Source organism: Aeromonas sp. QDB54 (assembly GCF_027707385.1).
Classification (GTDB): domain Bacteria; phylum Pseudomonadota; class Gammaproteobacteria; order Enterobacterales; family Aeromonadaceae; genus Aeromonas; species Aeromonas hydrophila.
The window spans coordinates 1-21,974 of record NZ_JAPCIT010000022.1; the positions used below are offsets into that span (position 1 = coordinate 1).

At 64.5% G+C, this 21,974-nt stretch carries 21 protein-coding genes, 1 pseudogene and 1 riboswitch; of the genes and pseudogenes, 12 read left to right on the forward strand and 10 right to left on the reverse strand.

Annotation, left to right across the window (positions count from 1 at the left end; genetic code table 11):
* Positions 1-80 precede the first annotated feature (80 nt).
* A riboswitch (cyclic di-GMP riboswitch) is annotated at positions 81-166 on the forward strand.
* 93 nt (positions 167-259) lie between these two features.
* From PG881_RS18915 to PG881_RS18925, 3 genes and pseudogenes are all read left to right on the forward strand, one after another.
* The gene (locus tag PG881_RS18915; RefSeq protein ID WP_270802063.1) at positions 260-583 is read left to right on the forward strand and encodes a fimbrial protein; all 324 of its coding nucleotides are present in this window, start codon (positions 260-262) and stop codon (positions 581-583) included.
* A gap of 504 nt (positions 584-1,087) precedes the next feature.
* Positions 1,088-3,834, forward strand: a pseudogene (locus PG881_RS18920) (collagenase).
* A gap of 211 nt (positions 3,835-4,045) precedes the next feature.
* On the forward strand, positions 4,046-5,023 hold the full coding sequence (locus PG881_RS18925; protein ID WP_270802065.1) for a SanA/YdcF family protein: 978 nt from the start codon (positions 4,046-4,048) through the stop codon (positions 5,021-5,023).
* 53 nt (positions 5,024-5,076) lie between these two features.
* On the opposite strand, the gene PG881_RS18930 is transcribed toward PG881_RS18925, so the two are convergent.
* Positions 5,077-5,691 (reverse strand): superoxide dismutase, encoded by a 615-nt coding sequence (locus PG881_RS18930; RefSeq protein ID WP_270802067.1) that lies wholly within the window; start codon positions 5,689-5,691, stop codon positions 5,077-5,079.
* Between the two features lie 21 nt (positions 5,692-5,712).
* Entirely contained in the window at positions 5,713-6,138 is a 426-nt protein-coding gene (locus PG881_RS18935; RefSeq protein WP_270802156.1) for a hypothetical protein, read from the reverse strand.
* Positions 6,139-6,428: 290 nt separating this feature from the next.
* On the opposite strand from PG881_RS18935, the gene PG881_RS18940 reads away from it, so the two are divergent.
* Together PG881_RS18940 and PG881_RS18945 are read left to right on the forward strand one after the other, a co-directional pair.
* Positions 6,429-7,340: a lipase family alpha/beta hydrolase gene (locus PG881_RS18940; protein ID WP_270802072.1), complete on the forward strand. Its 912-nt coding sequence runs from the start codon at positions 6,429-6,431 to the stop codon at positions 7,338-7,340.
* Positions 7,337-8,092 carry a lipase secretion chaperone gene (locus tag PG881_RS18945; protein WP_270802074.1) on the forward strand — a complete coding sequence of 252 codons (756 nt, stop codon included), beginning with the start codon at positions 7,337-7,339 and terminating at the stop codon, positions 8,090-8,092. Before PG881_RS18940 ends, PG881_RS18945 begins: the two co-directional genes overlap by 4 nt.
* Before the next feature lie 45 nt (positions 8,093-8,137).
* Here the strand turns inward: PG881_RS18945 and PG881_RS18950 are convergent, their stop codons facing one another.
* Genes PG881_RS18950 through sgrR form a run of 3 tightly spaced genes read right to left on the reverse strand, consistent with a single transcriptional unit; the run spans position 8,138 to position 11,047 of the window.
* The gene (locus PG881_RS18950; RefSeq protein ID WP_270802076.1) at positions 8,138-8,851 is read right to left on the reverse strand and encodes a hypothetical protein; all 714 of its coding nucleotides are present in this window, start codon (positions 8,849-8,851) and stop codon (positions 8,138-8,140) included.
* A 31-nt stretch (positions 8,852-8,882) separates the two neighbouring features.
* Positions 8,883-9,278 carry an acyl-CoA thioesterase gene (locus PG881_RS18955; protein WP_011704482.1) on the reverse strand — a complete coding sequence of 132 codons (396 nt, stop codon included), beginning with the start codon at positions 9,276-9,278 and terminating at the stop codon, positions 8,883-8,885.
* A gap of 35 nt (positions 9,279-9,313) precedes the next feature.
* Positions 9,314-11,047, reverse strand: a complete 1,734-nt coding sequence (gene sgrR / locus PG881_RS18960; RefSeq protein ID WP_270802078.1) for an HTH-type transcriptional regulator SgrR — start codon at positions 11,045-11,047, stop codon at positions 9,314-9,316.
* Between the two features lie 100 nt (positions 11,048-11,147).
* Here sgrR and PG881_RS18965 point away from each other — a divergent pair, with 100 nt between their 5' ends.
* The 3 genes from PG881_RS18965 (at position 11,148) to PG881_RS18975 (ending at position 13,486) form a co-directional block, all read left to right on the forward strand.
* Complete coding sequence (locus PG881_RS18965) at positions 11,148-11,324, forward strand: hypothetical protein (protein ID WP_016349280.1); 177 nt, start codon at positions 11,148-11,150, stop codon at positions 11,322-11,324.
* A 156-nt stretch (positions 11,325-11,480) separates the two neighbouring features.
* Complete coding sequence (locus PG881_RS18970) at positions 11,481-12,749, forward strand: O-acetylhomoserine aminocarboxypropyltransferase/cysteine synthase family protein (RefSeq protein WP_270802079.1); 1,269 nt, start codon at positions 11,481-11,483, stop codon at positions 12,747-12,749.
* Between the two features lie 107 nt (positions 12,750-12,856).
* Positions 12,857-13,486, forward strand: coding sequence for a glutathione S-transferase family protein (locus PG881_RS18975; protein ID WP_270802080.1), 630 nt, complete (start codon positions 12,857-12,859; stop codon positions 13,484-13,486).
* A 132-nt stretch (positions 13,487-13,618) separates the two neighbouring features.
* Here the strand turns inward: PG881_RS18975 and PG881_RS18980 are convergent, their stop codons facing one another.
* Positions 13,619-14,794 carry an iron-containing alcohol dehydrogenase gene (locus tag PG881_RS18980; protein ID WP_081086414.1) on the reverse strand — a complete coding sequence of 392 codons (1,176 nt, stop codon included), beginning with the start codon at positions 14,792-14,794 and terminating at the stop codon, positions 13,619-13,621.
* Positions 14,795-15,005: 211 nt separating this feature from the next.
* Here PG881_RS18980 and PG881_RS18985 point away from each other — a divergent pair, with 211 nt between their 5' ends.
* The gene (locus tag PG881_RS18985; protein WP_017408897.1) at positions 15,006-15,587 is read left to right on the forward strand and encodes a hypothetical protein; all 582 of its coding nucleotides are present in this window, start codon (positions 15,006-15,008) and stop codon (positions 15,585-15,587) included.
* Between the two features lie 195 nt (positions 15,588-15,782).
* On the opposite strand, the gene PG881_RS18990 is transcribed toward PG881_RS18985, so the two are convergent.
* Positions 15,783-16,235 (reverse strand): hypothetical protein, encoded by a 453-nt coding sequence (locus PG881_RS18990; protein WP_270802085.1) that lies wholly within the window; start codon positions 16,233-16,235, stop codon positions 15,783-15,785.
* 472 nt (positions 16,236-16,707) lie between these two features.
* On the opposite strand from PG881_RS18990, the gene PG881_RS18995 reads away from it, so the two are divergent.
* Entirely contained in the window at positions 16,708-18,180 is a 1,473-nt protein-coding gene (locus PG881_RS18995) for a C69 family dipeptidase (RefSeq protein WP_270802087.1), read from the forward strand.
* Positions 18,181-18,241: 61 nt separating this feature from the next.
* Here the strand turns inward: PG881_RS18995 and PG881_RS19000 are convergent, their stop codons facing one another.
* The 3 genes from PG881_RS19000 to PG881_RS19010 are packed head-to-tail and all read right to left on the reverse strand — an operon-like array spanning position 18,242 to position 19,762.
* On the reverse strand, positions 18,242-18,988 hold the full coding sequence (locus PG881_RS19000) for an SDR family oxidoreductase (RefSeq protein ID WP_270802089.1): 747 nt from the start codon (positions 18,986-18,988) through the stop codon (positions 18,242-18,244).
* A gap of 56 nt (positions 18,989-19,044) precedes the next feature.
* Positions 19,045-19,290, reverse strand: coding sequence for a DUF3624 domain-containing protein (locus PG881_RS19005; protein WP_029301849.1), 246 nt, complete (start codon positions 19,288-19,290; stop codon positions 19,045-19,047).
* Positions 19,291-19,303: 13 nt separating this feature from the next.
* The gene (locus tag PG881_RS19010; protein ID WP_049046858.1) at positions 19,304-19,762 is read right to left on the reverse strand and encodes a GNAT family N-acetyltransferase; all 459 of its coding nucleotides are present in this window, start codon (positions 19,760-19,762) and stop codon (positions 19,304-19,306) included.
* Positions 19,763-19,948: 186 nt separating this feature from the next.
* Between PG881_RS19010 and PG881_RS19015 the strand changes: the two genes are divergently transcribed.
* Positions 19,949-21,391, forward strand: a complete 1,443-nt coding sequence (locus tag PG881_RS19015; RefSeq protein WP_270802092.1) for a RimK family protein — start codon at positions 19,949-19,951, stop codon at positions 21,389-21,391.
* A gap of 24 nt (positions 21,392-21,415) precedes the next feature.
* Positions 21,416-21,949: an MgtC/SapB family protein gene (locus PG881_RS19020; RefSeq protein WP_016349269.1), complete on the forward strand. Its 534-nt coding sequence runs from the start codon at positions 21,416-21,418 to the stop codon at positions 21,947-21,949.
* Positions 21,950-21,974 lie beyond the last annotated feature (25 nt).

Here is a 21,974-nt window from a genome sequence, read left to right on the forward strand (position 1 = left end):
CTCATGATGAACCCTGTTCCATGGCTCCAGATGACAAACATGATCTCATATCAGGGACTTGTTCGCACCTTCCCTAAACATAGAGTAAAGGGCAAACCGGTCGAAAGGTCGGGACGCAAAGCCACCGGTCTAAGGGTTCATAACCTAAGACAGCGGAGCTGCCATCTGAGAAGAGCGATGTCATCAGTTGTATCTGTGTCATTCTCTTTGATTGCGTTGCCCTTTTCGTACAACGACATGTGACGAAAAGGACATAAAAATGAACACTTCCACCGTTTCCGTTCGCAACAGCGCCATCCGTTTCGCTTCTTCTGTCGCCGCAGCCATGCTGCTGGGTGCAGCCTTGCTGCCTGCCACTGCCTCCGCCGCCGATGGCTCCGTCACCTTCACCGGAACCATCTACGAAGCGCCCTGCGACTTCGCCGACAACAGCGTGACCTGCTATTCCGGCACTCAGCGCCAGACCATGGATCTGGCCAGCCTGCAGCAAGCCGGCAGCCTCAATACCATCAGCAGCACCATGCAGTACAAGCTGTCTGCCGGCAGCAGCAACATGGCCATCGTTACCGTCAGCTACCTCTGATCGGGTCATTCCTGCCATCTGCCCGAGGTTGTTCATTACCTCGGGCGGATCTGCTCGCCTTTTAAAGAATGAGCCCCCACAGCCTCACTTAGGCTGGCATCGTTAATCACTGCTCTCCATCCACCAATCCCCCTCCCGTTTTTCTCTATTTCCATGCCAACTGCCGCCCGGCGCCTTTTCACTGCGATACTCACTGCGACACTCGGCTTTCTACACAGGCAGATCAGCACTTTCCCTGCTTGATCCCCAGCTTGCTACTGTCGCATCCCCGCTTGGCAAAAGAACCTCAAACGAGACGTTGATCACAGTTGCCGGTCTCAGACTGAGATCCCCCCCAGATGGCAGATGAGTCCTTGCTATCAACCAGGCCCCCAATGGGGCTCACTTTGTTTTGATTTAATCTAAATAAATGATTTATATGGCCTGATTGGTGGGTTGATATCCCTTTGGGGCTGACTAGATTGCACGCGTCAATCACGCAGACAATCAAGCAAAGGGATAAAAATGAACAATCTGGGTACCAGGTTGCTGCTGCTGGCAGTACCGGGCCTGTTTGCCACTTCGGCGCTGGCCAACTACTCCCCCTCCGACTGGCAACAGTATCAACTCAAAGGTGAATCCAGCCGTCAGCTGGGGGATCGTCTCACCGAAGTGACCTACGAGCTGAGCGCCCGTAATGGCGGCGCCCCCTATCAGCAGCTGAGGGTGTATCGCCGCTTCGACTGGAGCGATGCCAACCTGGCTGCGCTGGCAGAACAGCAGTGCGGCGAGCCGCAACTCAAGATCGAGCAGGGCTGGCAGATCCGCTACCTCAGCTGTGAAGAGGTGGTGCCGGCCGGCAAGGCCGTCCCGGCCAGCAGCTATGACTTTGGCTACGGCATGAAGCAGGGCCGCTGGGAGCCGCTGGCAGGCACCCCGACCGCGCCGCGTCAGGATCGTCTGCCGCTGGCGGAGCGGGTCATCCTGGGTCACAGCGAGCAGGAGCTGGATCGCTGCGAGCCAACGCCGAAGGTCGCTGCGCCGAGCAGGCATGGCAGTACCAGCCGCAAAACTGGCAGCAATTGAAGGTGCTGGAAGAGACCCCCAATGAACGGGATGGCCGCCTCGAGCAGATCTTCTTCCGCCTGCAGCCCATCGCGGGCAGCCAGGCCGCCCGTCAGGTGAGCGAGCTACACGTCTGGCGCCAGTACACCTGGTTGCTGGAACAGGCCAAGACCCAGCAAGAGTGCGATGAACCCCAGACCCGTCAGGAAGGGGACAAGACCATCAGCTACCGGGTGTGCCGCCAGACCCTGCCCGCCGGCAGCGAAGTGCAGGTGGTCTTGAAGGACACCGGCTATCAATACCCGGTGGGGGGCAGCGAATGGCAGACCCTGCCGGAAACAACCGAGTGGCAGGAGAGCCGGGTGCTCAACCGCCCCATCGTGCTGGCTAGCAAGGAAGAGCAGCTCGACTGTCGTCGCGCCGACGGCCGTGCCTGCTCCGAGCCGGATCTGCCGGGCACCGAGCTGCTGGACGCCGAAGCGGCCAAGATAGTGCAGGATGCCAGTGGCCAGCCCGCACCGGTCTGGCAGGAGAACTATGGTCACGATGACACCAAGCTGCTGGCCGTGTCGCGAGGCATCCAGAGCCTGCTGGCGGCCAATCAGCCGGCCCATCCGGCCATGAAGCTGCTGCTGGAATACGTGCGTGCCCACAACTACCACAACTACGGCAAGCACAAGGAAGACGGCCCGGCCGCCGCCGAGGCGCTGGCCGAGGCGTTGACGGCGCTGGGCGCCCATCCGCGGCTCTTCCCGGAGCAGGCCAGCGACGAGGTAGGTGCCGTCATGGGTGCCTGGAGCATCGCCCTGCACGGTCAGTTCAAGAGCCCGGCAGTGCAGAGCCGCTTTGGCACCCTGCTCGGCGAGTTCAACCAGATGCTGGCCTACAGCACCCGCCATGCCAGCGAGATCAACGGTCAGCACGCCTGGGCGACCGGCCTGTTCGATCTGCTCAACTTCCTCGACTTCGCCAGCGACTACAGCGACCCCTTCGCCAACGACTTCCGCCAGCAGGATGGCGAGCTGCGCAAGCAGCTGCACGCCCTCGGCATGAGCGAACTCGCGTTGTGGAAGGGACGGGATGGTGCAGACCTGTTCCTGCTCAACAACGTGCTGGATGCCTACACCCGCCTCTACCGGGTCGCCCGCTATACCCGCCCGGACGAGCTTGACGGCTACCGCAAGCTGTTGGATGACTCCGTCATCGCACTGGTTCGCCACCACGACCTGATCCCCGGTGGTCAGCAGAGCCAGGATCTGCTGGAAGACATGTCACTGACCCTCTCCACCTACTACCTGACCTACACGGACCGCACTAGCGAAGCCTGCATCAGCGGTGACTTTGCCGGGCTCTGCACCCCCGTCCGGGTGGAGGACGTGCTGCCGTTCGAGCACACCTGCTCGCCGACCCTGCGCCTGCGGGGCCAGGATCTGACCATGGCTCAGGCCGAGGGGATCTGCCGTGAACTGGGTGCCGAAGAACAGCAGTTCCACCAGCAGATGGAAACCGGCTGGCAGCCGGTGGCGGATGATCACAACGAGGCGCTGGAACTGGTGGTCTTCAACTCCTCCGCCGACTGGAAACGCTACGGCAGTGCCCTGTTCGGCGGCGTCTCCACCGACAACGGTGGCATCTACCTCGAAGGGGATCCGGCTCGCCCCGGCAACCAGGCCCGCTTCTTCGCCTACGAGGCGGAGTGGAAGCGCCCAGCGTTCCAGGTGTGGAACCTGCGCCACGAGTACGTGCACTACCTGGACGGCCGCTTCAACCAGTACGGCAGCTTCGGCCACTACCCGCTCAACCGCACCACCTGGTGGTCGGAAGGGCTGGCGGAGTTCGTTGCCCACGGCCAGTGCTTCGCCCGCGGTCTGGACAACGTCGCCGGCCGCCCGGCCAACGATCGTCCGGCCCTGGCCGACATCCTGCATCTGGATTACGACAAGGGCGGCGAGATGGTCTACTCCTGGTCCTACACGGTGCACCGCTTCCTGAACGAGACCGGTCGCGGCGCCAGCTGGCTGGCCATGGCCCAGGCCCTGCGCAACCCGGATCAGCAGCAGGCCATGAGTGCCTTCGAAGCCGAGCTGGACCAGCTGATTGCCAATGACAGCGAGGCCTACCAGCAGTGGCTCGGCCGCGAGCTGCTGCCCTGGTGGGAAGCCAACAAGGACTCCGACGAGTGCAAGGCCAACGACTCCTCCCACTGAGGACGAGACGGGTATGACAAGGGGCGGCCATGGCCGCCCCTGCTTATGAACGATTTTAATCGGCTCAGGATCAAGCAGTTAGCCGACCTCTCCCTGCGACAACCTCTGCCCGAGTGACGTCTTCGGCGGTCATCAAGCCTGACGTACGGCGGCAACTTGTAATAGAATGACCCTCTGTCACCTCTTACTTCAGACCCGAACCGCACCGCGCATGAAGAAGTTTGCCAAGATCCTGCTCGCCTGCCTCTGCCTGTTGCTGGCCTCCGTCGCCACACTGCTGGGCTACAGCGAGTGGACCGTCTCGGACGCCCGTCACTACACCTACGACGACGTCAATGCGGTGCCCTACAACCGGGTCGCCCTGGTGCTCGGCACCTCCAAGTACCTGATTGGCGGCAGCCCGAACCACTACTTCAAGTACCGGATCAAGGCCGCCGCCGAGCTCTACAACAACGGCAAGGTGGACTACATCCTGGTCTCCGGCGACAACGCCACCGTGCAGTACAACGAGCCGCGCCAGATGCGGCGAGCCCTGATCCAGGCCGGCATCCCGGCCAACGCCATCTACAGCGACTACGCCGGCTTTCGGACTCTGGACTCCATCGTGCGGGCCAAGGAGGTGTTCGGTCAGGCCCACTTCACCGTGGTCTCGCAGGCCTTTCACAACGAGCGCGCCATCTTCATCGCCCGCCATTTCGGCATCGAGGCGGTCGGCTTCAACGCCGTGGACCCCAGCGCTTATCAGGGCATCAAGACCCGGGTGCGCGAGGTGTTCGCCCGCCTGATGGGGCTGCTCGACCTCTACGTGCTGGACAAGGGTCCCAAGTTCCTCGGCGAGCCCATCGTCATCGGCGGCCCGGTCCCCTGCCAGGCGTTGAGCACCATAGGGGCAAGCCAGCCCTGCCTGCCCATTGCACCGCCCCCTCATAAGCCGAAGGCCAAGCCAGCAGCGGCAGTGAGCGCTGCCACCGCCACCAGTGCGGCGGCTGCAACCAGCAGTGCCTTGGCTACCAGCGCCGCCGTGCCGAGCGAGGCAACGCCCGTGGATAATCCGGCTGCCGCCAGTGCGGCAACACCAACCAGCGGTGCCTCGGCCACCAGCGAAGCTGCACCGAGCAAGCCAACGCCCATGGATAATCCGGCTGCCAGTGCGGCGCCGCCAACTAGCAGCGCGCCGACCCCTCAATAGCAGAGACCCGCCAACAGGCGGGTCTCTTTCATTGGACTCGGTATTTCCGGCGATCAGGCCAGTGCCGCCACGTAACGCCGCGCCACCTCGTTCCAGTCGATCACCTTGTAAAACGCGGCTATGTAGTCGGGACGCTTGTTCTGGTACTTGAGGTAGTAGGCGTGCTCCCACACATCCAGCCCCAAAATGGGCACCAGTCCATCCTGCAGGGGGCTGTCCTGGTTCGCGCTGCTCACGACCTGCAGCTTGCCGCCCTGATCGACCACCAGCCAGGCCCAGCCGCTGCCAAAACGGCTCAGCGCCGCCTGGGTAAAGGCCTGTTTGAAGGCCTCCAGCCCGCCCAGGTCCCGATCGATCGCCGCGGCCAGCTCGCCGGCCGGCTCGCCGCCGCCCTGCGGACTCATCACCTGCCAGAACAGGCTGTGGTTGGCATGACCGCCGCCGTGGTTGCGCACCGCCCCCTGCACCTTGCCAGGCAGGCTGTCGAAGCGGGCAAGCAGCTCCTCCACCGGCAGCGCCGCCAGCTCGGGGAGAAGGGCCAGGGCGGCATTGAGATTGTTGATATAGGTCTGATGGTGACGGCTGTGATGGATCTCCATGGTCAGCGCATCGATATGGGGTTCCAGCGCGTCATAGGCATAGGCAAGGGCTGGCAGGGTATGGCTCATGGTCACCTCTGTTTATTGTGATTAATGCAGTTGGCGGGCGGACCCGGTCTGGCACAGGCACTGACCGAGGCAGCGGCGGATGCCGTCGTGGTTGCCGTGTTTGCGCAGGAAGGCGAGCAGCTCGGCATGGGTGCTGCGGGTGTGGCGCAGGGCCGCATCCCGCAGAGGATCGGGGCTGGCCGGCGACTGGCTGGTGGCGAGCAGGCAGTCGTGGATGTGGCACAGCAGGTCGGCCGCCCGCTCCGGCCGCGCCATGGCAATCAGCAGATCCGCCAGATTGTGGTGGGCCACCACCAGCGCGGCGACCGCCTCGTCCACGTCGTGCCAGCCGGTAAACTGCTGGCGGGCCAGCCACAGCGCCTGCTGATAGCAGGAGAGTGCCTTGCCATGTTCACCGGCATCGAAGTGGCGATTGCCGCTCATGGTCTGCACCTTCCAGTGCACCATGCTGCTGTCGCTCTCCTCAGTCCCCACCCATCCTCTTACCCAGCTCGCCGCCATGATCCTCAACACCGCAAATGATAATAATTATTATTTAACTTATGTGAGCGGCGAACACAAGGGATAGTTGTGCCGGCACCGCCAACAGCCCTGCCCATATGGGTAGGGCTTTTTTGAATCTGTCTGTTTGGTGATCATTTGCACAGATGCAAACGTCCCGCTCCGTCATGCTGGTCGGTACTGGCATGAGGCCGGTGGTTGCCGCTGCGGCAACCTTATTCACAAGGATGGACAAGATGAAAAAATGGCTATTGGGGCTGCTGTGCGCCCTGCCCATGCTGGGCCAGGCGGCAGGTTATACCCAGACCCGCTACCCCATAGTGCTGGTGCACGGTCTGTTCGGCTTCGACAAGCTGCTCGGGGTCGACTACTTCTACGGCATCCCCCAGGCGCTGACCCGGGATGGCGCCATGGTCTACGTGGCCCAGGTCTCCGCCACCCAGAGTTCCGAGCTGCGCGGCGAGCAGTTGCTCAAGCAGGTACAGCAGGTGCTCGCCATCACGGGGGCCGACAAGGTGAACCTCATCGGCCACTCCCACGGCGGCCCCACCATTCGCTACGTCGCCTCGGTCGCCCCCGAGCTGGTTGCCTCCGCCACCAGCGTGGGCGGGGTCAACTACGGCTCGGAGATCGCCGATCTGGTGCGCGCCAACGTGGCACCGGGCTCGGTGGCCGAGAAGCTGGCGGTGGCTGCCGCCTCCGCCCTGTCCGGGGTCATCTCGCTGCTCTCCGGGGGCAGCCAGCTGCCGCAGGATCCCCTCGCCGCCCTCGACGCCCTCACCAGCGCCGGCGCCCAGCGCTTCAACCAGCGCTACCCGGAGGGGCTGCCCAGCCAGTACTGCGGCGAAGGGCCCATGCAGGCCGCCAACGGGGTCTACTACTTCTCCTGGAGCGGGCGCGGCACCATGACCAACATCCTGGATCCGGTGGATCCGGCGCTGGCGCTGACCGGCAGCTTCTTCAAGGAGCCCAACGACGGCCTGGTCGGGGTGTGCAGCAGCCACCTCGGCAAGGTGATCGGCACCGACTACCGGATGAACCACCTGGACGAGGTGAACCAGTCGTTCGGCATTCGCCACCTGTTTGAGACCGACCCGGTCAGCCTCTATCGCCAGCACGCCAACCGCCTGCAGAGACTGGGACTATGAACAAGGCATGGCTGATGGCTGCTCCGCTGGGAGCGGCCCTGCTGCTGGGGGGCTGGCAGCTGTGGCCCGCCCCAAGCTCCACCTCGGCCGCTCCCCCAGCGCAAGAGGCAGGGCCGAGCTCCCCCCTGGCCCGGCAAGCGGCCCCCTCGCCCGATGAGGACTCGCTGCAGGCCCGCTATGAAGCCTTTCTCGCCGCCGAGGGCAGCCTGACGGTACCGACCGATCCGGGCCTGGCCAGCCTGCAGGTGCTGTTCGACGAGCGCGAGCAGTTGCGCCAGCAGAGCTTCACCCCGGCCGAGCAGGAGCAACTGTTTGCCGAAGATCGGCTGATGGAGCAGTGGACCCTGCGCCGCAAGGCGCTGGCGGAGGCTGGCGATGTCGACAAGCCGCTACTGGCGAGCGAGCTCGAGCTCTGGCTGGCGGAGCAGCCCCAGTGGTTTCGGGAGGCGGAGGCCAACAGCCGCCTGCTCGGCGACCTGCAGAGTCTGGAGCGGCTGCCGGCAACCGAGCGTGACGCCGTACTGCGCGAGCAGCTGGGGCCGGAGGCAGCGGACCGGCTGCATCAACTGACGCAAAACCAGCAGGGGTTCGAGCAGCAGCTGGCCGGCTATCTGGCCGAACTCAAGCCCCTGCCCGCCGAGCGCCGGGCCGAACAGCAACCGGAGATCCTGGCGCGCTGGTTCGAGCCCGACCAGTGGCGACGGGTGGAAGCCCTCACCCGGCTCAGGCTGGGCGAGCCGTCACCGCAATGAAAAGGGGGCCCGCATCTGGGCCCCCTCGCTTTGCTACTACCGTACTTACAGCGGCTTGTTGGCGCCCGGCAGCGGCTGCCAGGTGAGGCGGATCACCTGGGTACCCTGCACCTCGCACTTGAGGCTCAGATCCTGCCACCCCTTCTCCTGGCGCAGGGAGACTTCCCCCTCGATGCCCTCGGCGCGGGTCTTGAGCTTGGCCTGCTCGAAGGTCACCTTGTCACCCCCGGCCAGCGCCATCAGCTTGCCGTTGCAGAGCCAGTGGGCCAGCTCGGCCCCCTTGAGCTTGACGCCCCCCTTGGCCACCTTCTGTTCGGCGGCGCTCGGCGCAAACAGCTGGCCCAGCTCGGCCGCCCGTTTGGTGAGCCAGACTTCCCGCTGCTGCATGCTCATCTTGCTGACGAACTCGGCGGGCTGCCCCTTGTCGTCCAGCCACTGGGTCAGCTTGCCACTGTCGTCAAAGGCGAACTGGGCGGCGGGCTCCTTCACCCCGAACAGCTTGCCGCCCTTGAAGTAGTAGCGGCTCTCCCCTTCCAGCTTGCCCTGCTCATTCATGATGGGCACGGCGATGATGACGGGAGCGCCATCCACCCAGGCCTTGATGTCGACGCCATCGTGGCTGAACAGACGGGTATCGAGGGCGCTCTCGGCCCCCTTTTCCATCAGGGAGAACTGCTCGGCGAGGGAGGCCGCCACGGAAGGCAGGGAGCAGAGCCCCAGTCCCAAGCCGAGGCTCAGGGCGATCACGGTATTGCGCATAAGTGTCCTGTGATTGGCCGGTGGGCCAAGGTTAGCTTTCTATCAGCCAGGCCCGCAGCCCCTCCCGGTGGCGATCGCTCAGGGGGATGGACTGGCGGGACTGGTAGTCAAAATGGATCAGGGTGGTTTCGGCGGTCACCGCCAGCTCGTCCCCCTGCCAGGCTTCCTGCCAGAGCGTGAAGGAGCTGGAGCCGATGCGGCGGACCCCGGTCTTGATCAATACCTGCTGGCCGTAGAACAGCTCCCGTTTGAACTGCACCGTGTAGCCCGCGATGATCAGATGCCAGTTGTGCACATCCAGCTCGGGGGAGAAGATGCGAAACAGCGGGTCGCGGGCCGATTCAAACCAGACCGCCGGCACCGTGTTGTTGATGTGGCCGAGGGCATCTGTCTCTTGAAAACGGGGTTGGATCTGCATTTCCAGCATGGATATCGACTCCTTGTCGTTGGACCGCGCTCAGGCTAACGCGGCCCGCCTTTGGACTCAAGCTCCCCCGTCGTGTCGCCGGCGCCGACGGCCAGCTCCGGGCGCAGCCAGGCGCTGCGAAAATCGAACCAGCCGAGCGCCGTCATCCGCACCCCGTGCACGCCGACCCGGCTCTCCAGCTCCAGCCAGTGGTGAAACAGCGGTACGAACCAGCCCTGCTGCTGCACGCTTGCCAGCAGGGCGCGCGGCCCCGGCTCCTCACCGCTGGCACGCCACTGCGTCAGCCCCTGCCACAGACGCTGCTGGCTGCCCCACACCTTGCGCAGCAGCGGGGTGCCCTGCAACCAGGCGTAGGGGGCGAAGGCGTGTTCGTGCTCCAGGTTGAGAGTGCCGAGCCAGAGATCCACGTCCTCGTCCGCCCCGCTCACCCAGCGGCCGTAATCCAGGGTGCGCACCTCGAGCCGGATCCCCTGCTCTGCCAGCAGGCTGCTCATGGCGTTGGCACACTCGTTGAATTCCAGGTGCTGGTTGAAGCAGGCCAGCACCAGCTGGCGCGGCAGCTGTTTCGGCGTCGGCAGCGGGGCCGGCTGGGCCTCGCGCCAGTGGGGCAAGAGGCCAAGTGCGCTGGTCCAGCCCCGCTGCAGCTCGGGGGCGACCCGCGCCATCAGGGCAATGGGGTTGAGCATGCCGGCCAGCCACTGGCGCAGGGCGGGATCCTGCAAGGGGGCGGATCTGTCGTCCTGCAGCAGGAAGTAGCAGCCGGATTCCAGCTCCGACTCACCGCGCATGGTGCCGAGCTCGGGGCTGTCGCGCCCCAGTTGCAGGTGGCTCTCCAGCCGCTCCGCCAGCTCCGGCAGCATCCAGATGTCGATCTCGTCGAGCAGGGCGCGCAGGCCGAAGTAGTCGTCGAATGCCTCGAGGCACAGTTGCAGCGGGTCGTTGGCGGTCACCCGGTAGGGGCCGGTGCCCACCGGTTGCAAGGCAAAGCCCGCCTCCCCCTTGAGCTCGCGCGGCAGGATGGCCGCCACCGGCTCGGCCAGCAGCTGGGGCAGCAGAGGATCCGGACTGTCGAGATGAAGATCCAGGGTGCGCGGCCAGGGGCTCTCCAGCCGCGCCAGATGGGCGAACAGCGGGCGATCCCGCAGGGCCAGCAGGCTCTCCACCACGTCCTCCACCACCAGCTCGCGGCCGTGGTGAAAACGTACCGCCGGCCTCAGGTAGAAGCGCCAGTGGCAGGGGCCCAGACACTCCCAGTGGTGGGCCAGATCCCCCTCGATTTCCCCATTTTCCTCATTTCGCCGGGTCAGGCCGTTGAAGATCTGGCGGCTCAGGTGGATTTCAGAGCGGCGCAGCGGGCCGGTGGGCAGCAGGCGCGGCAGCGGCCGGTAGTAGGGCACCCGCAGGATCTGGCGCCCTTCCCGAGTGGCCTGGCCGAGCTGCTCGATCAGCAGCGGGGTGAGCAGATCGAGGCGATCTTCGGCCAGCCGTACCGCCTGCGCCAGCTGGCCCTGGCTGAGCAGATCCCGCAGCCGGCGCCGGGTCAGGCTCTCCTGGTTGTCCAGCAGGGTGAGCCGGGAGCGTCGCCCCCGCCCGGCCTCCGCCGCCCAGCTGAGCCAACCCTGATCCTGCATGCGGCGCAGCAGCAGGCGGGCATTGCGCGGGGTGCAGCAGAGCAGATCCGCCACCTCGGCGAGGCTGATCTCCCGCTCGTCGCAGCCAAGCTGCTGGGCGAGCCGTTGGAATTGCTGGTAAAGGCGGCTGGTGGGCATAAAAGAGGAAATCCTGTTGCTGAAAGTCATCAGTTTTTACTTCCTCATTTTAGCTCAATACTGCTGGCGAACGTGAGAACCACAGCAGAGGAGCACCATCATGAGCCACGCCAACCCCATCAAACCGAACCGGATCCAGCAGATCCTGCGCCGTTACTTCAAGCGGATCCTGCCCAGACCGCTGACCCTGATCGAGGATCCCATGAGCCAGCTCAACCGCCTGATGCAGTGGGACATGCAGCAGATCGACGATCGGGAGTATCGCCGCCGCCTCTGAGCCCCCCTCGCCCGGATCGCACAAGGGAGGGCGCAGTTCGCCAGCGGGCGCAATTGCTTTGCCGGATTGGGTGGTTTACATCGGCGCTGGGCCTGATAGATTGGACGTCTATCCATCTATAACTGCTACCCAGCAACATCCAACAAGGAGTGTGTGATGAAAGATGCGACCCTGGCCCTGCACCACGGCTTTGCCAGCGACCCCACCACCAAGGCCGTTGCCGTGCCCATCTACCAGACGGTGGCCTACGAGTTCGAGAGCGCCCAGCACGGGGCGGATCTGTTCAATCTGACGGTGCCAGGCAACATCTACACCCGCATCATGAACCCCACCAACGATGTGCTGGAGCAACGGATGGCCGCGCTGGAAGGGGGCATCGCCGGCCTGGTGGTCTCGGCGGGTTCCGCCGCCATCACCTACGCCATCCAGGCGCTGACCGCCGCCGGCGACAACATCGTCTCCACCCCCCAGCTCTATGGCGGCACCTACACCCTGTTCGCCCACATGCTGCCGAGCTTCGGGGTCGAGGTACGCTTCGCCAAGGATGACAGCGCCGAGGCCATCGCCGCCCTCATCGACGACAAGACCAAGGCGGTCTACTGCGAGAGCATCGGCAACCCGGCTGGCAACATCGTCGATCTGGCGGCCTTCGCCAAGGTGGCCCACGCCCGCGGCGTGCCGCTCATCGTCGACAACACGGTCGCCACTCCGGTGCTGTGTAAACCCATCGAACACGGCGCCGATATCGTGGTGCACAGCCTGACCAAATACGTCGGCGGCCACGGCAACTCGCTGGGTGGCGTCATCGTCGACTCGGGCAAGTTCCCCTGGGCGGATCACGCCGAGCGCTTCCCCCAACTCACCAAACCCGAACCTTCATATCACGGGGTAGTCTATACCGAGGCCTTTGGCCCGGCCGCCTTCATCGGGCGGGTGCGTACCGTGCCGCTGCGCAATACCGGCGCGGCGCTGGCGCCGATGAACGCCTTCCTGCTGCTGCAGGGGCTGGAGACCCTGAGCCTGCGCATGGAGCGCCACGTGGATAACGCCCTGCGGGTGGCCCATCACCTCAAGCATCACCCCAAGGTGGCCTGGGTCAGCTACGCCGGTCTGCCGGGTCACCCCCACTACCTGCTGGCGGAGAAATACATGGCCGGCCGCCCCTCGGCCATCCTCTCGTTCGGTCTGAAGGATGGTTATGAAGCGGGCGTGCGCTTCTACGATGCGCTCAAGATCTTCAAGCGGCTGGTCAATATCGGCGACGCCAAGTCGCTGGCCTGCCACCCCGCCTCCACTACCCATCGCCAGTTGAGCGAGGCGGAGCAGGCCAAGGCCGGAGTGAAGCCTGAGATGATCCGGCTGTCGGTGGGGATCGAGGCCATCGAGGACATACTGGCGGATCTGGATCAGGCGCTGGAGGCCTGAGTCAGTCAACGCAGGAGCGGGCATCCAGCCCGCTCTTTTTGGCCAGCGGTGAACCTGCCACCGCACCGCTGCGTATCACCGCCTTCCGTCACTGCGTCGAGGTTTCCATGATAGTCCTGCACCACCTGAACAAATCCCGCTCCCAGCGCATCATCTGGCTGCTCGAAGAGCTGGGCCTGCCTTATGAGATCAAGGCGTATCAGCGCGATGCCACCACCTTTCTGGCGCCGCCCGAGCTCAAGGCCATCCACCCCCTCGGCAAGTCGCCGGTCATCGAGTTCGACGGCCGGGTACTGGCGGAATCCGGTGCCATCACCGAGTACCTGATCGCCCGCCACGCCCCGGAACGGCTGGCACCGGCTACCGATAGCCCGGAGTATGCCGAGTATCTGCAGTGGCTCCACTTCGCCGAGAGCTCGGGTATTCTGCCGCTGCTGCTCGACATGTTCGTGCGCAAGGACGGCAGCCCGATGCGCTTCCTGCCGGACTACGCCAAGGCCGAGTGCGCCAAGGTGCTGGGCTACCTCGATGAGGTGCTGGCAAGCCGCCGCTATCTGGTGGCCGATCGCCTCACCGGCGCCGACATCCTGAACTCCTTCCTGGTGGATCTGCTGGCGCAAAGCGGCCAGCTGGCCCAGTTCCCGCACCTTGAGGCCTACTGGCAGCGACTCAACACTCACCCGGCCCGCCAGAAGGCGGCAGCGCTGGAGCGCGAGCTGGACCGCAGCGCCGGATAAACGGCCGCGCCTGGTGACACCATGCAAAACGCCCCGATGATCGGGGCGTTTTTTTCTGCTCGACAGCCAGATGATCAGGGCGTGTGAGAAAGGATCCGCGCCACTCTGATTGCGAGGCGCGAGTCCCCTGACTTAAAGCGCGTGGGACAGGATCCTGGCTACCTTGTCCGGATCTATGTCCTGCTGCTCCCCGAGGGCGGTCAGCCCGAAACGCTTGAGGTTGGAGCAGATGCCGGGGATGCAGCTCTCGCTCAGACCGTAGTCGGCGAGGCGGGTGCCCACTCCCATCTGCTGGAAGAACTGCTCGGTGCGGATGATCGCCTCCTCGATGCGCAGCGCCTTGTCCTCGCGGCTGGAGTGCCATACCCGCTCGGCGAACTGGGCCAGCTTCTCCTGCTTCTGGGCCGATTGCTCCCGCAGCAGGGAGGGCAGCACCACCGCCAGACTCTGGGCATGATCCAGCCCGTGCAGGGCGGTGAGCTGGTGACCGATGGCGTGGGTAGACCAGTCCTGCGGCACACCGCGACCGATGAGGCCGTTGAGCGCCAGGCTGGCCGCCCACATCAGGTTGGCGCGTACCTGGTAGTTGGTGGGCTCCGTCAGCGCGCGCGGACCGTTGTCCACCAGCACCTGCAGCAGGCCTTCGGCCAGCCGGTCCTGCACCTCGCCCCCCACCGGGAAGGTGAGGTACTGCTCGATGATGTGGACGAAGGCATCCACCACCCCGTTGCCCACCTGGCGCGGCGGCAGGCTGTAGGTGGTCGTGGGATCCAGCACCGCAAACACCGGCTGCACCAGCGGGTTCATGAAGGAGAGCTTGGCCTCCCCGCGGCTCACCACGGCGGCCGGGTTGCTTTCCGAGCCGGTGGCCGGCAGGGTCAGCACGCAGCCCAGTGGCAGCGCCCCCTTGATGGGGGCCTTGTGCAGCAGGATCTCCCAGGGATCCGCCCCCTCGAAGCAGGCCGCGGCGGCCACGAACTTGCTGCCATCCACCACGGAACCACCGCCGACCGCCAGCAGGAAGTCGATGCGCTCGCGCTTGACCAGGGCCACCGCCTCCATCAGCTGATCGTACTGGGGGTTGGCGCCGATGCCGGGAAACTCCAGCCACTCCCGTCCCGCCAGCGCCTGAGTCAACTGCTCATAGACCCCGTTCTGTTTGATGCTGCCACCGCCGTAGAGCACCAGCAGACGGCTGCCGGCCGGGATCAGCTCCGGCAGCCTGGCGATCTGGCCTTCACCGAAACAGACGCGGGTAGGATTGGCATATTGGAAGTTGTACACGGCAGAGCCCTCGGTTGAATGCATGCAGGGGAATTGTGCGCCTGTGGCTCCGGCAGGTCAAAAAACGGGAGCCGGCTATCAAATTGCACAGTGGGGGCCGGGCTAGCGGAAAGATGTGATGCGGCGCCACTCCTGTTTCTGTGCCGCTCTGCTATGGTCTCTCTGGGAACCGGGTGTTCCACTCTCATCGCCCCGCTCCCGCCCTCCTCACTCTTTTGCTCATAAGGTCTGACACATGAAACTCAAGCATGCATGGATTGCCGGTTTGCTCTCCCTTTCAACCTGCCTGGCACAGGCCGCCGAGGTGGCGGCCGAAGTCACCACGGCCCCTGGCAAGGCCAATCTGGTGGAAGCCGTCTCGGCCCAGGCCACGGTCACTGCCATCGACATGGCCAGCCGCAAGGTCAGCCTGAAAAACGCCGCCGGCGAGGCATTCGACATCGTCGCCGGTGAGCAGGTCACCAACCTGGCCAACCTCAAGGTGGGCGATACGGTAGCACTGAGATACATGCAGATGCTGGATCTGGAGCTGCTCAAGGGCACCGCCGGGGTGAGAAAACGTGTCGTGGAAGTGGCGGCCGACAAGGCCGAGGCAGGCGAGAAGCCGGGCGCCGGGATCGGCAAAAAGGTCACTCTCTATGGCGACGTCATCGCGGTCGACAAGGGGCAGCAGACCATCACGGTGAAGGGGGTGGATCACACCCTGGTGCTCAAGGTGCACAACCCGGCCCAGTTTGCGCTCATCGCCAAGGGCGACCAGATCAAGGCCGTTCAGACCCAGGCGGTGGGGATCGGCATTCTGCCCGAGAAGAAGTAGCGACGGCCTGAGTCGATGCAGCGGCCGGACGCCGTCCGGTCACCAAGGGAGTGGCAGCCGCCCTCCCTTTTTTGCTGCCGTTGTGGCGGCGCACAGCGGCCCGTGCTGCGCCACCTAGGCAACCCGTTGGCATCCGGACAGGGGCAAGTGATTGCCCCCAACGACCATGGATTGCCGTTCGAGTCATCCCGCCGTTCAGGCGCTCTTGGTCTCGTCCTTGGTGCTGCTCTTCTTGCCGGTGAGGCGGTCCATCGCATCCTGCAACATGGCGTCCCGCTGCTCGTTCAGCGGCTTGCTCTGCTCCGCCCGCTCTTCGGCAGTCAGCTGCTTGTTGTCGGCAATCGTCTTGAGCTTCTCTTCTATCTCGTTGAACTTCTTGCGATCAAAACCGAGCGCCTTGTCCACCAGCTGCTGCATCACGCCCCCCTTGTCGGAGCCGATGTCGAGCGCCGACGGCAGCTTGCTGTTCTTGGCCAGGTGTTCATAGGTCAGCGCCTGCTGGGCCTGGCCAGTGATCCGCTGGGAGGAGAGGTTGACCAGATCTTCCCAGCCGCCACCCTGACCGCTGTCGGCACTGCTGAGGGTGGCGAGGGCCCGGTTGTTGGAGGCGCTCTGGGCAAGCTGCTGGCTGTAGGGTTTGATATCCATGAAGACTCCCGTTCTGTGTGCAGACCCGCCGGAGCGGGCCGACTGAATGCGGCGGTATGGGGTCTGGCCCCACCTTTGACAATAAAACCAGCAAGTTACAGGCCAACTTGTCAGATTGGGCGAGATCCCCGCTCTGGCAAGCTTGCCAACGGTTACAGCCCCGACGCAGCGTCAGAATCATGACTCATCCGCTGCTTTTACCCCGATTTCCGACACATACCGCTACCTCAAAAACGCTGCACCATATAAACCGCAGGAACGCTCCATCGATCACAAAACAAACAACCAGTGAGGCATACAATTTTGGCGCACATAACAACCAGCCAGCCGTGTCATGGATGATCTGTTCGTCAAACCAATAACAGGCAGACCAATCTGCCAAGCTCACTCCGCTGCCAGTTCGGAGTTGCGGCCTCTCCACACCTCATCCCCTCGTCTGACTCTCACTCACCGCAACCTTTCGGGCATAACTATGAAAAAACACACCTTGAGTCTTCTCTCCGCCACCCTGCTCACCCTGCTTGGCACCAGTGCCGACGCCTGTACCGGCCTTATCGTCGGCAAGGGGGCCAGTGCCGATGGCAGCGTAATGATCGCCAGAAACGAGGATTTTGGCGTCAACAACTGGAACAAGTACCTGGCCTTCCGGCCCGCGCAGCAGAACGAGGGCACAATCTGGAAACTGGGCAACGGGCTGGAAGTGCCGATGCCCAAGGCCTTCTTCGCCTACTCCGCCATCCGCGACTGGGATGCCACAGCCAGCGACCCGGCCGGCAAATATTATGAAGAGCGCGGCATTAACGAATTCAACGTCGCCATCTCGGCCACCACCAGCGCCGAGGTCAACGACAAGGCCCAAAAAGCCGATCCGCTGATCGAGAAGGGGGTCATCGAGGCCATCATCCCGACCCTGATCCTGCCGCAGGCCAGGACGGCCAAGGAGGGGGTCGAGCTGCTCGGCCGTTATGTGGAGCAATATGGCGCCGGTGAGGGCAACAGCCTCTATCTGGCGGATGTGAACGAGGCCTGGCTGATGGAGATAGGCTCCGGCCACCACTGGATCGCGGTGCGGGTGCCGGACGACAGCTACGCCATGGTGGCCAACGGCCTGCGCATCCACGGCGTCGATCTCGACGGCGCCGATGTGCTGCACTCGCCCAAGCTGCTGGAGTTCGTGCGCGAACACAAACTGCTGGATAACGCCGACCCGAAAGAGTTCAACTTCGCCAAGGCGTTCGGGGTCATCGCCGACCCCTACAACGTGGATCGGGAGTGGCTCGGCCAGAAGATGCTGACCGCCAGCCACCCGCAGCCGACCCGGCAGGCGCAATATCCGCTGTTCATGAAGCCGGATGCCCCCATCGCCGTGCCGGACGTGGCCAGGCTGCTGAGCGCCACCTATGAGGGCACGCCGCTGGCGGGCAAGGCGGAGCGGCCGATCCGCATCGACAGGCAGCTGGAATCCCACGTCATCCAGCTGCGCAAGGAGATGCCCAAAGAGCTGCAGGGATTGATCTGGCAGAGCTACGGCGTGCTGGCCGAATCCGTGATGGTGCCGCTCTACAACACCCTGGAGTCCTACCCCCTGCCCTATCGCAGCGGCAGCGACAGCTACTCCGATGACTCCGCCTACTGGCAGTTCCGCAGCCTGACTGCACTGGCCAGCGCCGATCCGGACAAGTACCTGCCGCTGCTGCGCGGCGTCTGGAGCAAGGAGAGCAGCAAGCTCTACCAGGAGGTGGCCCTGCTCGACAAGAGCCTGAAGCAGGCCTATGCCAGCGACAAGGCTACCGCCATCGGGCTGGCCGCCGACTACTCCTATGGCCAGCTGGAGCAGACCTATCAGATGGCCAAAGAGCTGCGCTACAAGCTGATGACGGATCTCACCAAGCGCACCGAGCAGAAGTACTCGCCGGAAGAGTTCAAGAAGATCATGAGCCTGTAATCGGCTCACCAACGCAAAGAGGCTCCCAGGGGAGCCTCTTTCATTTCGTCAGCTGCCGCCATCAGCGGCGGCTGATATTGAGCGGGCCGAAGGTCTGGGCCACCGGCATGATCTCGATGCTGTTGATGTTGACGTGGGCCGGCTGCTGGCTCACCCAGAGCACGGTATTGGCGATGTCTTCCGGCTGGATCGCCTGCACGCCCTGATAGACGGTAGCCGCCTTGGCGTCGTCACCGTGGAAGCGCACGTTGGAGAACTCGGTGCCGCCGCACAGGCCCGGCTCCACGTTGGTGACGCGGATGGCGGTGCCCGCCAGATCGGCGCGCAGGTTGAGGCTGAACTGCTTCACGAACGCCTTGGTGGCGCCGTAGACGTTGCCGCCCGGATAGGGGTAGGTGCCGGCGATGGAGCCGATGTTGATGACGTGGCCGCAATTGCGCGCCACCATGCCCGGCAGCAGCAGGCGGGTGAGCAGGGTCAGACCGCTGATGTTGGTGGCAATCATCTGCTCCCAGTCTTCCAGATCCGCCTTGTGTGCCGGCTCCAGCCCCAGCGCCAGCCCGGCGTTGTTGACCAGCAGATCCACCTCGCGCCACTCGGCCGGCAGCCCGTCGATGGCGGCGCGGGTGGCCGCCTTGTCCTGAACGTCGAACACCAGCGGCAGGAACTGCGCACCCAGCTCGTCGGCCAGCGCCGCCAGCCGTTCGCCGCGACGGCCGGTACCGATCACCCGGTAGCCCGCCTGCACCAGCTGACGGCTGATGGACTCACCAAACCCGGACGAGGCGCCCGTTACCATTGCTATCATCTGAACCTCCATATCTACAGCGCTATTGTTATTTATCTGTTTGAAATAAATCTGATTCATTCATCGCTCAATTCACGTCCGGTCGCCCTGCGCCAGACAAACACCAGCAGGTGGAGCAAAAACAGGCCCGATCCCCCCAGCGCGAATAGCAGGCCGGTCAGGGCATTGACCGAGGTGTCGGCGCCATACCACCACCAGACCAGCCAACCGACCAGGCCGATGACGAAGGTCTGGCCGGCGCAGACCGGGCAGCGCCCCAGCTTGGCCTTGATGGCAGTGGCGAGGCAGTTGTCGCAGCTCATCCCCTCTCCTCTCTCAGGCCTGCTTCAGCGCCAGCACCAGTCGGTGGGCGTGCTGACCGTGGCCATAATAGTCCGGCAGCTTCTGTCTGGGCCGAAAACCCAGCTCGCGATAGAGGGCCTGCGCCTCTTCATTGGCATCGCCGACCTCCAGCCGGATCGCCCCCCAGCCGCCCTCTTTGCCCTCCTGGATCACCTGCTCCAGCAGGCGGCGGGCCCAGCCTTGCCGGCGGATGGTCCAGCGGATGGCGAGGGTCTGGATGATCAGCCGATCCCAGCCCCTGTGCTCCAGCAGGCAGAGGTAGCCCATCAGCTGCTCCTGCTGGTCCAGCACCAGCAGGGTACGCCCCTTGGCGTGGGTCAGCAGATAGTGCCAGCGGCTGCGGCCAAAGGCGACTTCAGGGGGAAAACAGTAGCGTTCCAGCTTAACGATGGCGCCCAGATCATCGGTCCGGGCCGCGCGCACGGTCAACACGGGGAGTCCTTGTTCGGTTATTTATCTTCATCACCAAAAATGCGACTTGTATCACAAGTTACCAAGGCGGCATATTAGGCACTGTAACCTCTTGTTTCCCCTCGCGCCATTGTCGTGCTTGTCGGTGCATCGAAGCCCACTGGGGATCCTGCCGCTTAAGGCAGTTTCATCTGTGGAGCCGAAAAAATGAGTACCTACGTCATCGTCGAAGAACCGGGCGACTGGCCTTGCCATGCCGATTATCTGCTGACTGCCCGCACCTACCTGCAACACGGGGTGCCCACCACCGGCGGCCGTCCGCGCATCATCAACCTCTGCCGCAATCTGGAGCACCTCAGCGCCGGCTACTACTGCTCGCTGCTGGCCCAGGCCCGCGGCCACCACTGCCTGCCGGGTTTGCAGGCCATCAGCCAGCTGCAACCCCAGCAGCCGCCGGCCAAGCTGTGGCGCAAGCTGCAGGGCTGGCTGGCCCAGCAGAGCGAGGACCGAATCCGGGTGCGCGCCATCTTCGGCCAGTGCGAACAGAGCGAGCTGGCGGGGCTGGCCCGCTACTACTACGGCCTGAGCCAGCTGCCGCTGCAGGAGCTGACCCTCAAGCGCGGCCGCCACGGCTGGTCGGTGCGCCAGCAGCAGAGCCTGTCGCCGCTGGAACTGAGCCCAAGCGAGAAGGCGCTGATGCTACACCACGCCCAGGCGCTGGTGGGCACCGGTGACGAGGAGCAGGCGGCGCCGCTCTATCAGCTCGCCATCCTGGTCGACCCCAACGACGGTCGCGCCAGCAGCGATGCCCTGGCGCTGGATCGCTTCATACAGGCGGCCGCGGCGCAGGGGATCCGGGCCGAGATCCTGGCGCCGTCCGCCATCGAGCGGCTGCCGGAGTTCGACACCCTCTGGCTGCGCTCCGAAACCGCGGTCGGCCACTACACCTTCGAATTTGCCCGCCGCGCCGAGCAGCTCAAGATGCCGGTGATCGACAGCTCCCGCGCCATCCTCGCCTGCAGCAACAAGCTCTATCTCTACGAGCTGATGGTGCGCAGCGGCGTGCCCATGCCACCCACCATGGTGGTTACCCGCCGCGGCCGCCACCACGTGGACGAGCTGGTGCAGCGGCTCGGCCTGCCGCTGATGGTGAAGGTGCCCGACGGCGCGCAGGGGCGCGATCTGGCCATGGCCAGCGACGAGCAGCAACTGGCCCGTCTGCTGGATGAGGGGCTGGCCCGCTCCGCCCTGCTGCTGGTGCAAAGCCGGATCCCCGCCGAGTTCGACTGGCGCATCGGCTTTCTCGACGGCTCGCCGCTGTTTGCCTGCCGCCGTTTCCGCCCCGAGCCTGGCAACCGCATCCGCCGCCGTAAGCACCCCCTCGACATGAGCCGCATCGAGGCGCTGCCGCTCAACGAGGTGCCGGAGCGGGTGCTGCAGACCGCCCGCCGCGCCGTTCATCAGCTCGGCAACGGCCTGTTCGGGGTCGATCTGCGCCAGCAGGGGCGTGACTGCGTGCTGCTGGAAATCATCGACAATCCCTGGATACGTGGCGATATTGAGGACAGAGAGGCAAAGGACCTCTACGAGCGTCTCGCCCGGGCCTTCCGCCAGCGACTGGAAAACCGGGGGCAGAGCGCGGCCGGATAACAAGCATCGAGAGCAGAGGTGGATATGATGACGACTGATTGGTGGGACATTGCGCCTCTTGGCTGGGAGAACATCCTGGTCTGTCTGGTGTGCGGCACCCTGGTAGGGCTGGAGCGGCAGCTGCGCGGCAAGCCAGTCGGCATCCGCACCTCCTCGCTCATCATCCTCGGCACCTACTGCTTTCTCGCCATCGGTGCCGCCGTCAGCCCCCAGAGCGCCGATCAGGCGCGGGTGCTGGGCCAGCTCATCACCGGCATCGGCTTTCTCGGCGCCGGGGTGATGATGACCCGGGATGGCCAGGTACTGGGGGTCACCTCCGCTGCCACCGTCTGGATGCTGGCGGCCCTCGGCGCCCTCATCGGCATGCAGATGCTGCACCAGGCGCTGCTGCTCACCGGCGTCACCCTCTCCATTCTGGTCGGTGTCGACTATCTGGAGACCAGCTTCAAGAGCCTGCGCCGCGGAGTCCACAACCGGCTGGAGAGCTGGCGCCACGGCAATGGCCACGCGCAGGCTGCCCCCCATCAGGACGAACTCGGCAGCGGCATCGAGAAGTAACTTCCCCCATGAAAAAAGGGCTCCA

Excerpts from the sequence above, each read along its gene's own strand:
- PG881_RS18915 (WP_270802063.1), top strand. The coding sequence starts at position 260 with ATGAACACTTCCACCGTTTCCGTTCGCAACAGCGCCATCCGTTTCGCT.
- PG881_RS18925 (WP_270802065.1), top strand. The coding sequence starts at position 4,046 with ATGAAGAAGTTTGCCAAGATCCTGCTCGCCTGCCTCTGCCTGTTGCTG.
- PG881_RS18930 (WP_270802067.1), bottom strand. The coding sequence starts at position 5,691 with ATGAGCCATACCCTGCCAGCCCTTGCCTATGCCTATGACGCGCTGGAA.
- PG881_RS18935 (WP_270802156.1), bottom strand. The coding sequence starts at position 6,138 with ATGGTGCACTGGAAGGTGCAGACCATGAGCGGCAATCGCCACTTCGAT.
- PG881_RS18940 (WP_270802072.1), top strand. The coding sequence starts at position 6,429 with ATGAAAAAATGGCTATTGGGGCTGCTGTGCGCCCTGCCCATGCTGGGC.
- PG881_RS18945 (WP_270802074.1), top strand. The coding sequence starts at position 7,337 with ATGAACAAGGCATGGCTGATGGCTGCTCCGCTGGGAGCGGCCCTGCTG.
- PG881_RS18950 (WP_270802076.1), bottom strand. The coding sequence starts at position 8,851 with ATGCGCAATACCGTGATCGCCCTGAGCCTCGGCTTGGGACTGGGGCTC.
- PG881_RS18955 (WP_011704482.1), bottom strand. The coding sequence starts at position 9,278 with ATGCTGGAAATGCAGATCCAACCCCGTTTTCAAGAGACAGATGCCCTC.
- sgrR (WP_270802078.1), bottom strand. The coding sequence starts at position 11,047 with ATGCCCACCAGCCGCCTTTACCAGCAATTCCAACGGCTCGCCCAGCAG.
- PG881_RS18965 (WP_016349280.1), top strand. The coding sequence starts at position 11,148 with ATGAGCCACGCCAACCCCATCAAACCGAACCGGATCCAGCAGATCCTG.
- PG881_RS18970 (WP_270802079.1), top strand. The coding sequence starts at position 11,481 with ATGAAAGATGCGACCCTGGCCCTGCACCACGGCTTTGCCAGCGACCCC.
- PG881_RS18975 (WP_270802080.1), top strand. The coding sequence starts at position 12,857 with ATGATAGTCCTGCACCACCTGAACAAATCCCGCTCCCAGCGCATCATC.
- PG881_RS18980 (WP_081086414.1), bottom strand. The coding sequence starts at position 14,794 with ATGCATTCAACCGAGGGCTCTGCCGTGTACAACTTCCAATATGCCAAT.
- PG881_RS18985 (WP_017408897.1), top strand. The coding sequence starts at position 15,006 with ATGAAACTCAAGCATGCATGGATTGCCGGTTTGCTCTCCCTTTCAACC.
- PG881_RS18990 (WP_270802085.1), bottom strand. The coding sequence starts at position 16,235 with ATGGATATCAAACCCTACAGCCAGCAGCTTGCCCAGAGCGCCTCCAAC.
- PG881_RS18995 (WP_270802087.1), top strand. The coding sequence starts at position 16,708 with ATGAAAAAACACACCTTGAGTCTTCTCTCCGCCACCCTGCTCACCCTG.
- PG881_RS19000 (WP_270802089.1), bottom strand. The coding sequence starts at position 18,988 with ATGATAGCAATGGTAACGGGCGCCTCGTCCGGGTTTGGTGAGTCCATC.
- PG881_RS19005 (WP_029301849.1), bottom strand. The coding sequence starts at position 19,290 with ATGAGCTGCGACAACTGCCTCGCCACTGCCATCAAGGCCAAGCTGGGG.
- PG881_RS19015 (WP_270802092.1), top strand. The coding sequence starts at position 19,949 with ATGAGTACCTACGTCATCGTCGAAGAACCGGGCGACTGGCCTTGCCAT.
- PG881_RS19020 (WP_016349269.1), top strand. The coding sequence starts at position 21,416 with ATGATGACGACTGATTGGTGGGACATTGCGCCTCTTGGCTGGGAGAAC.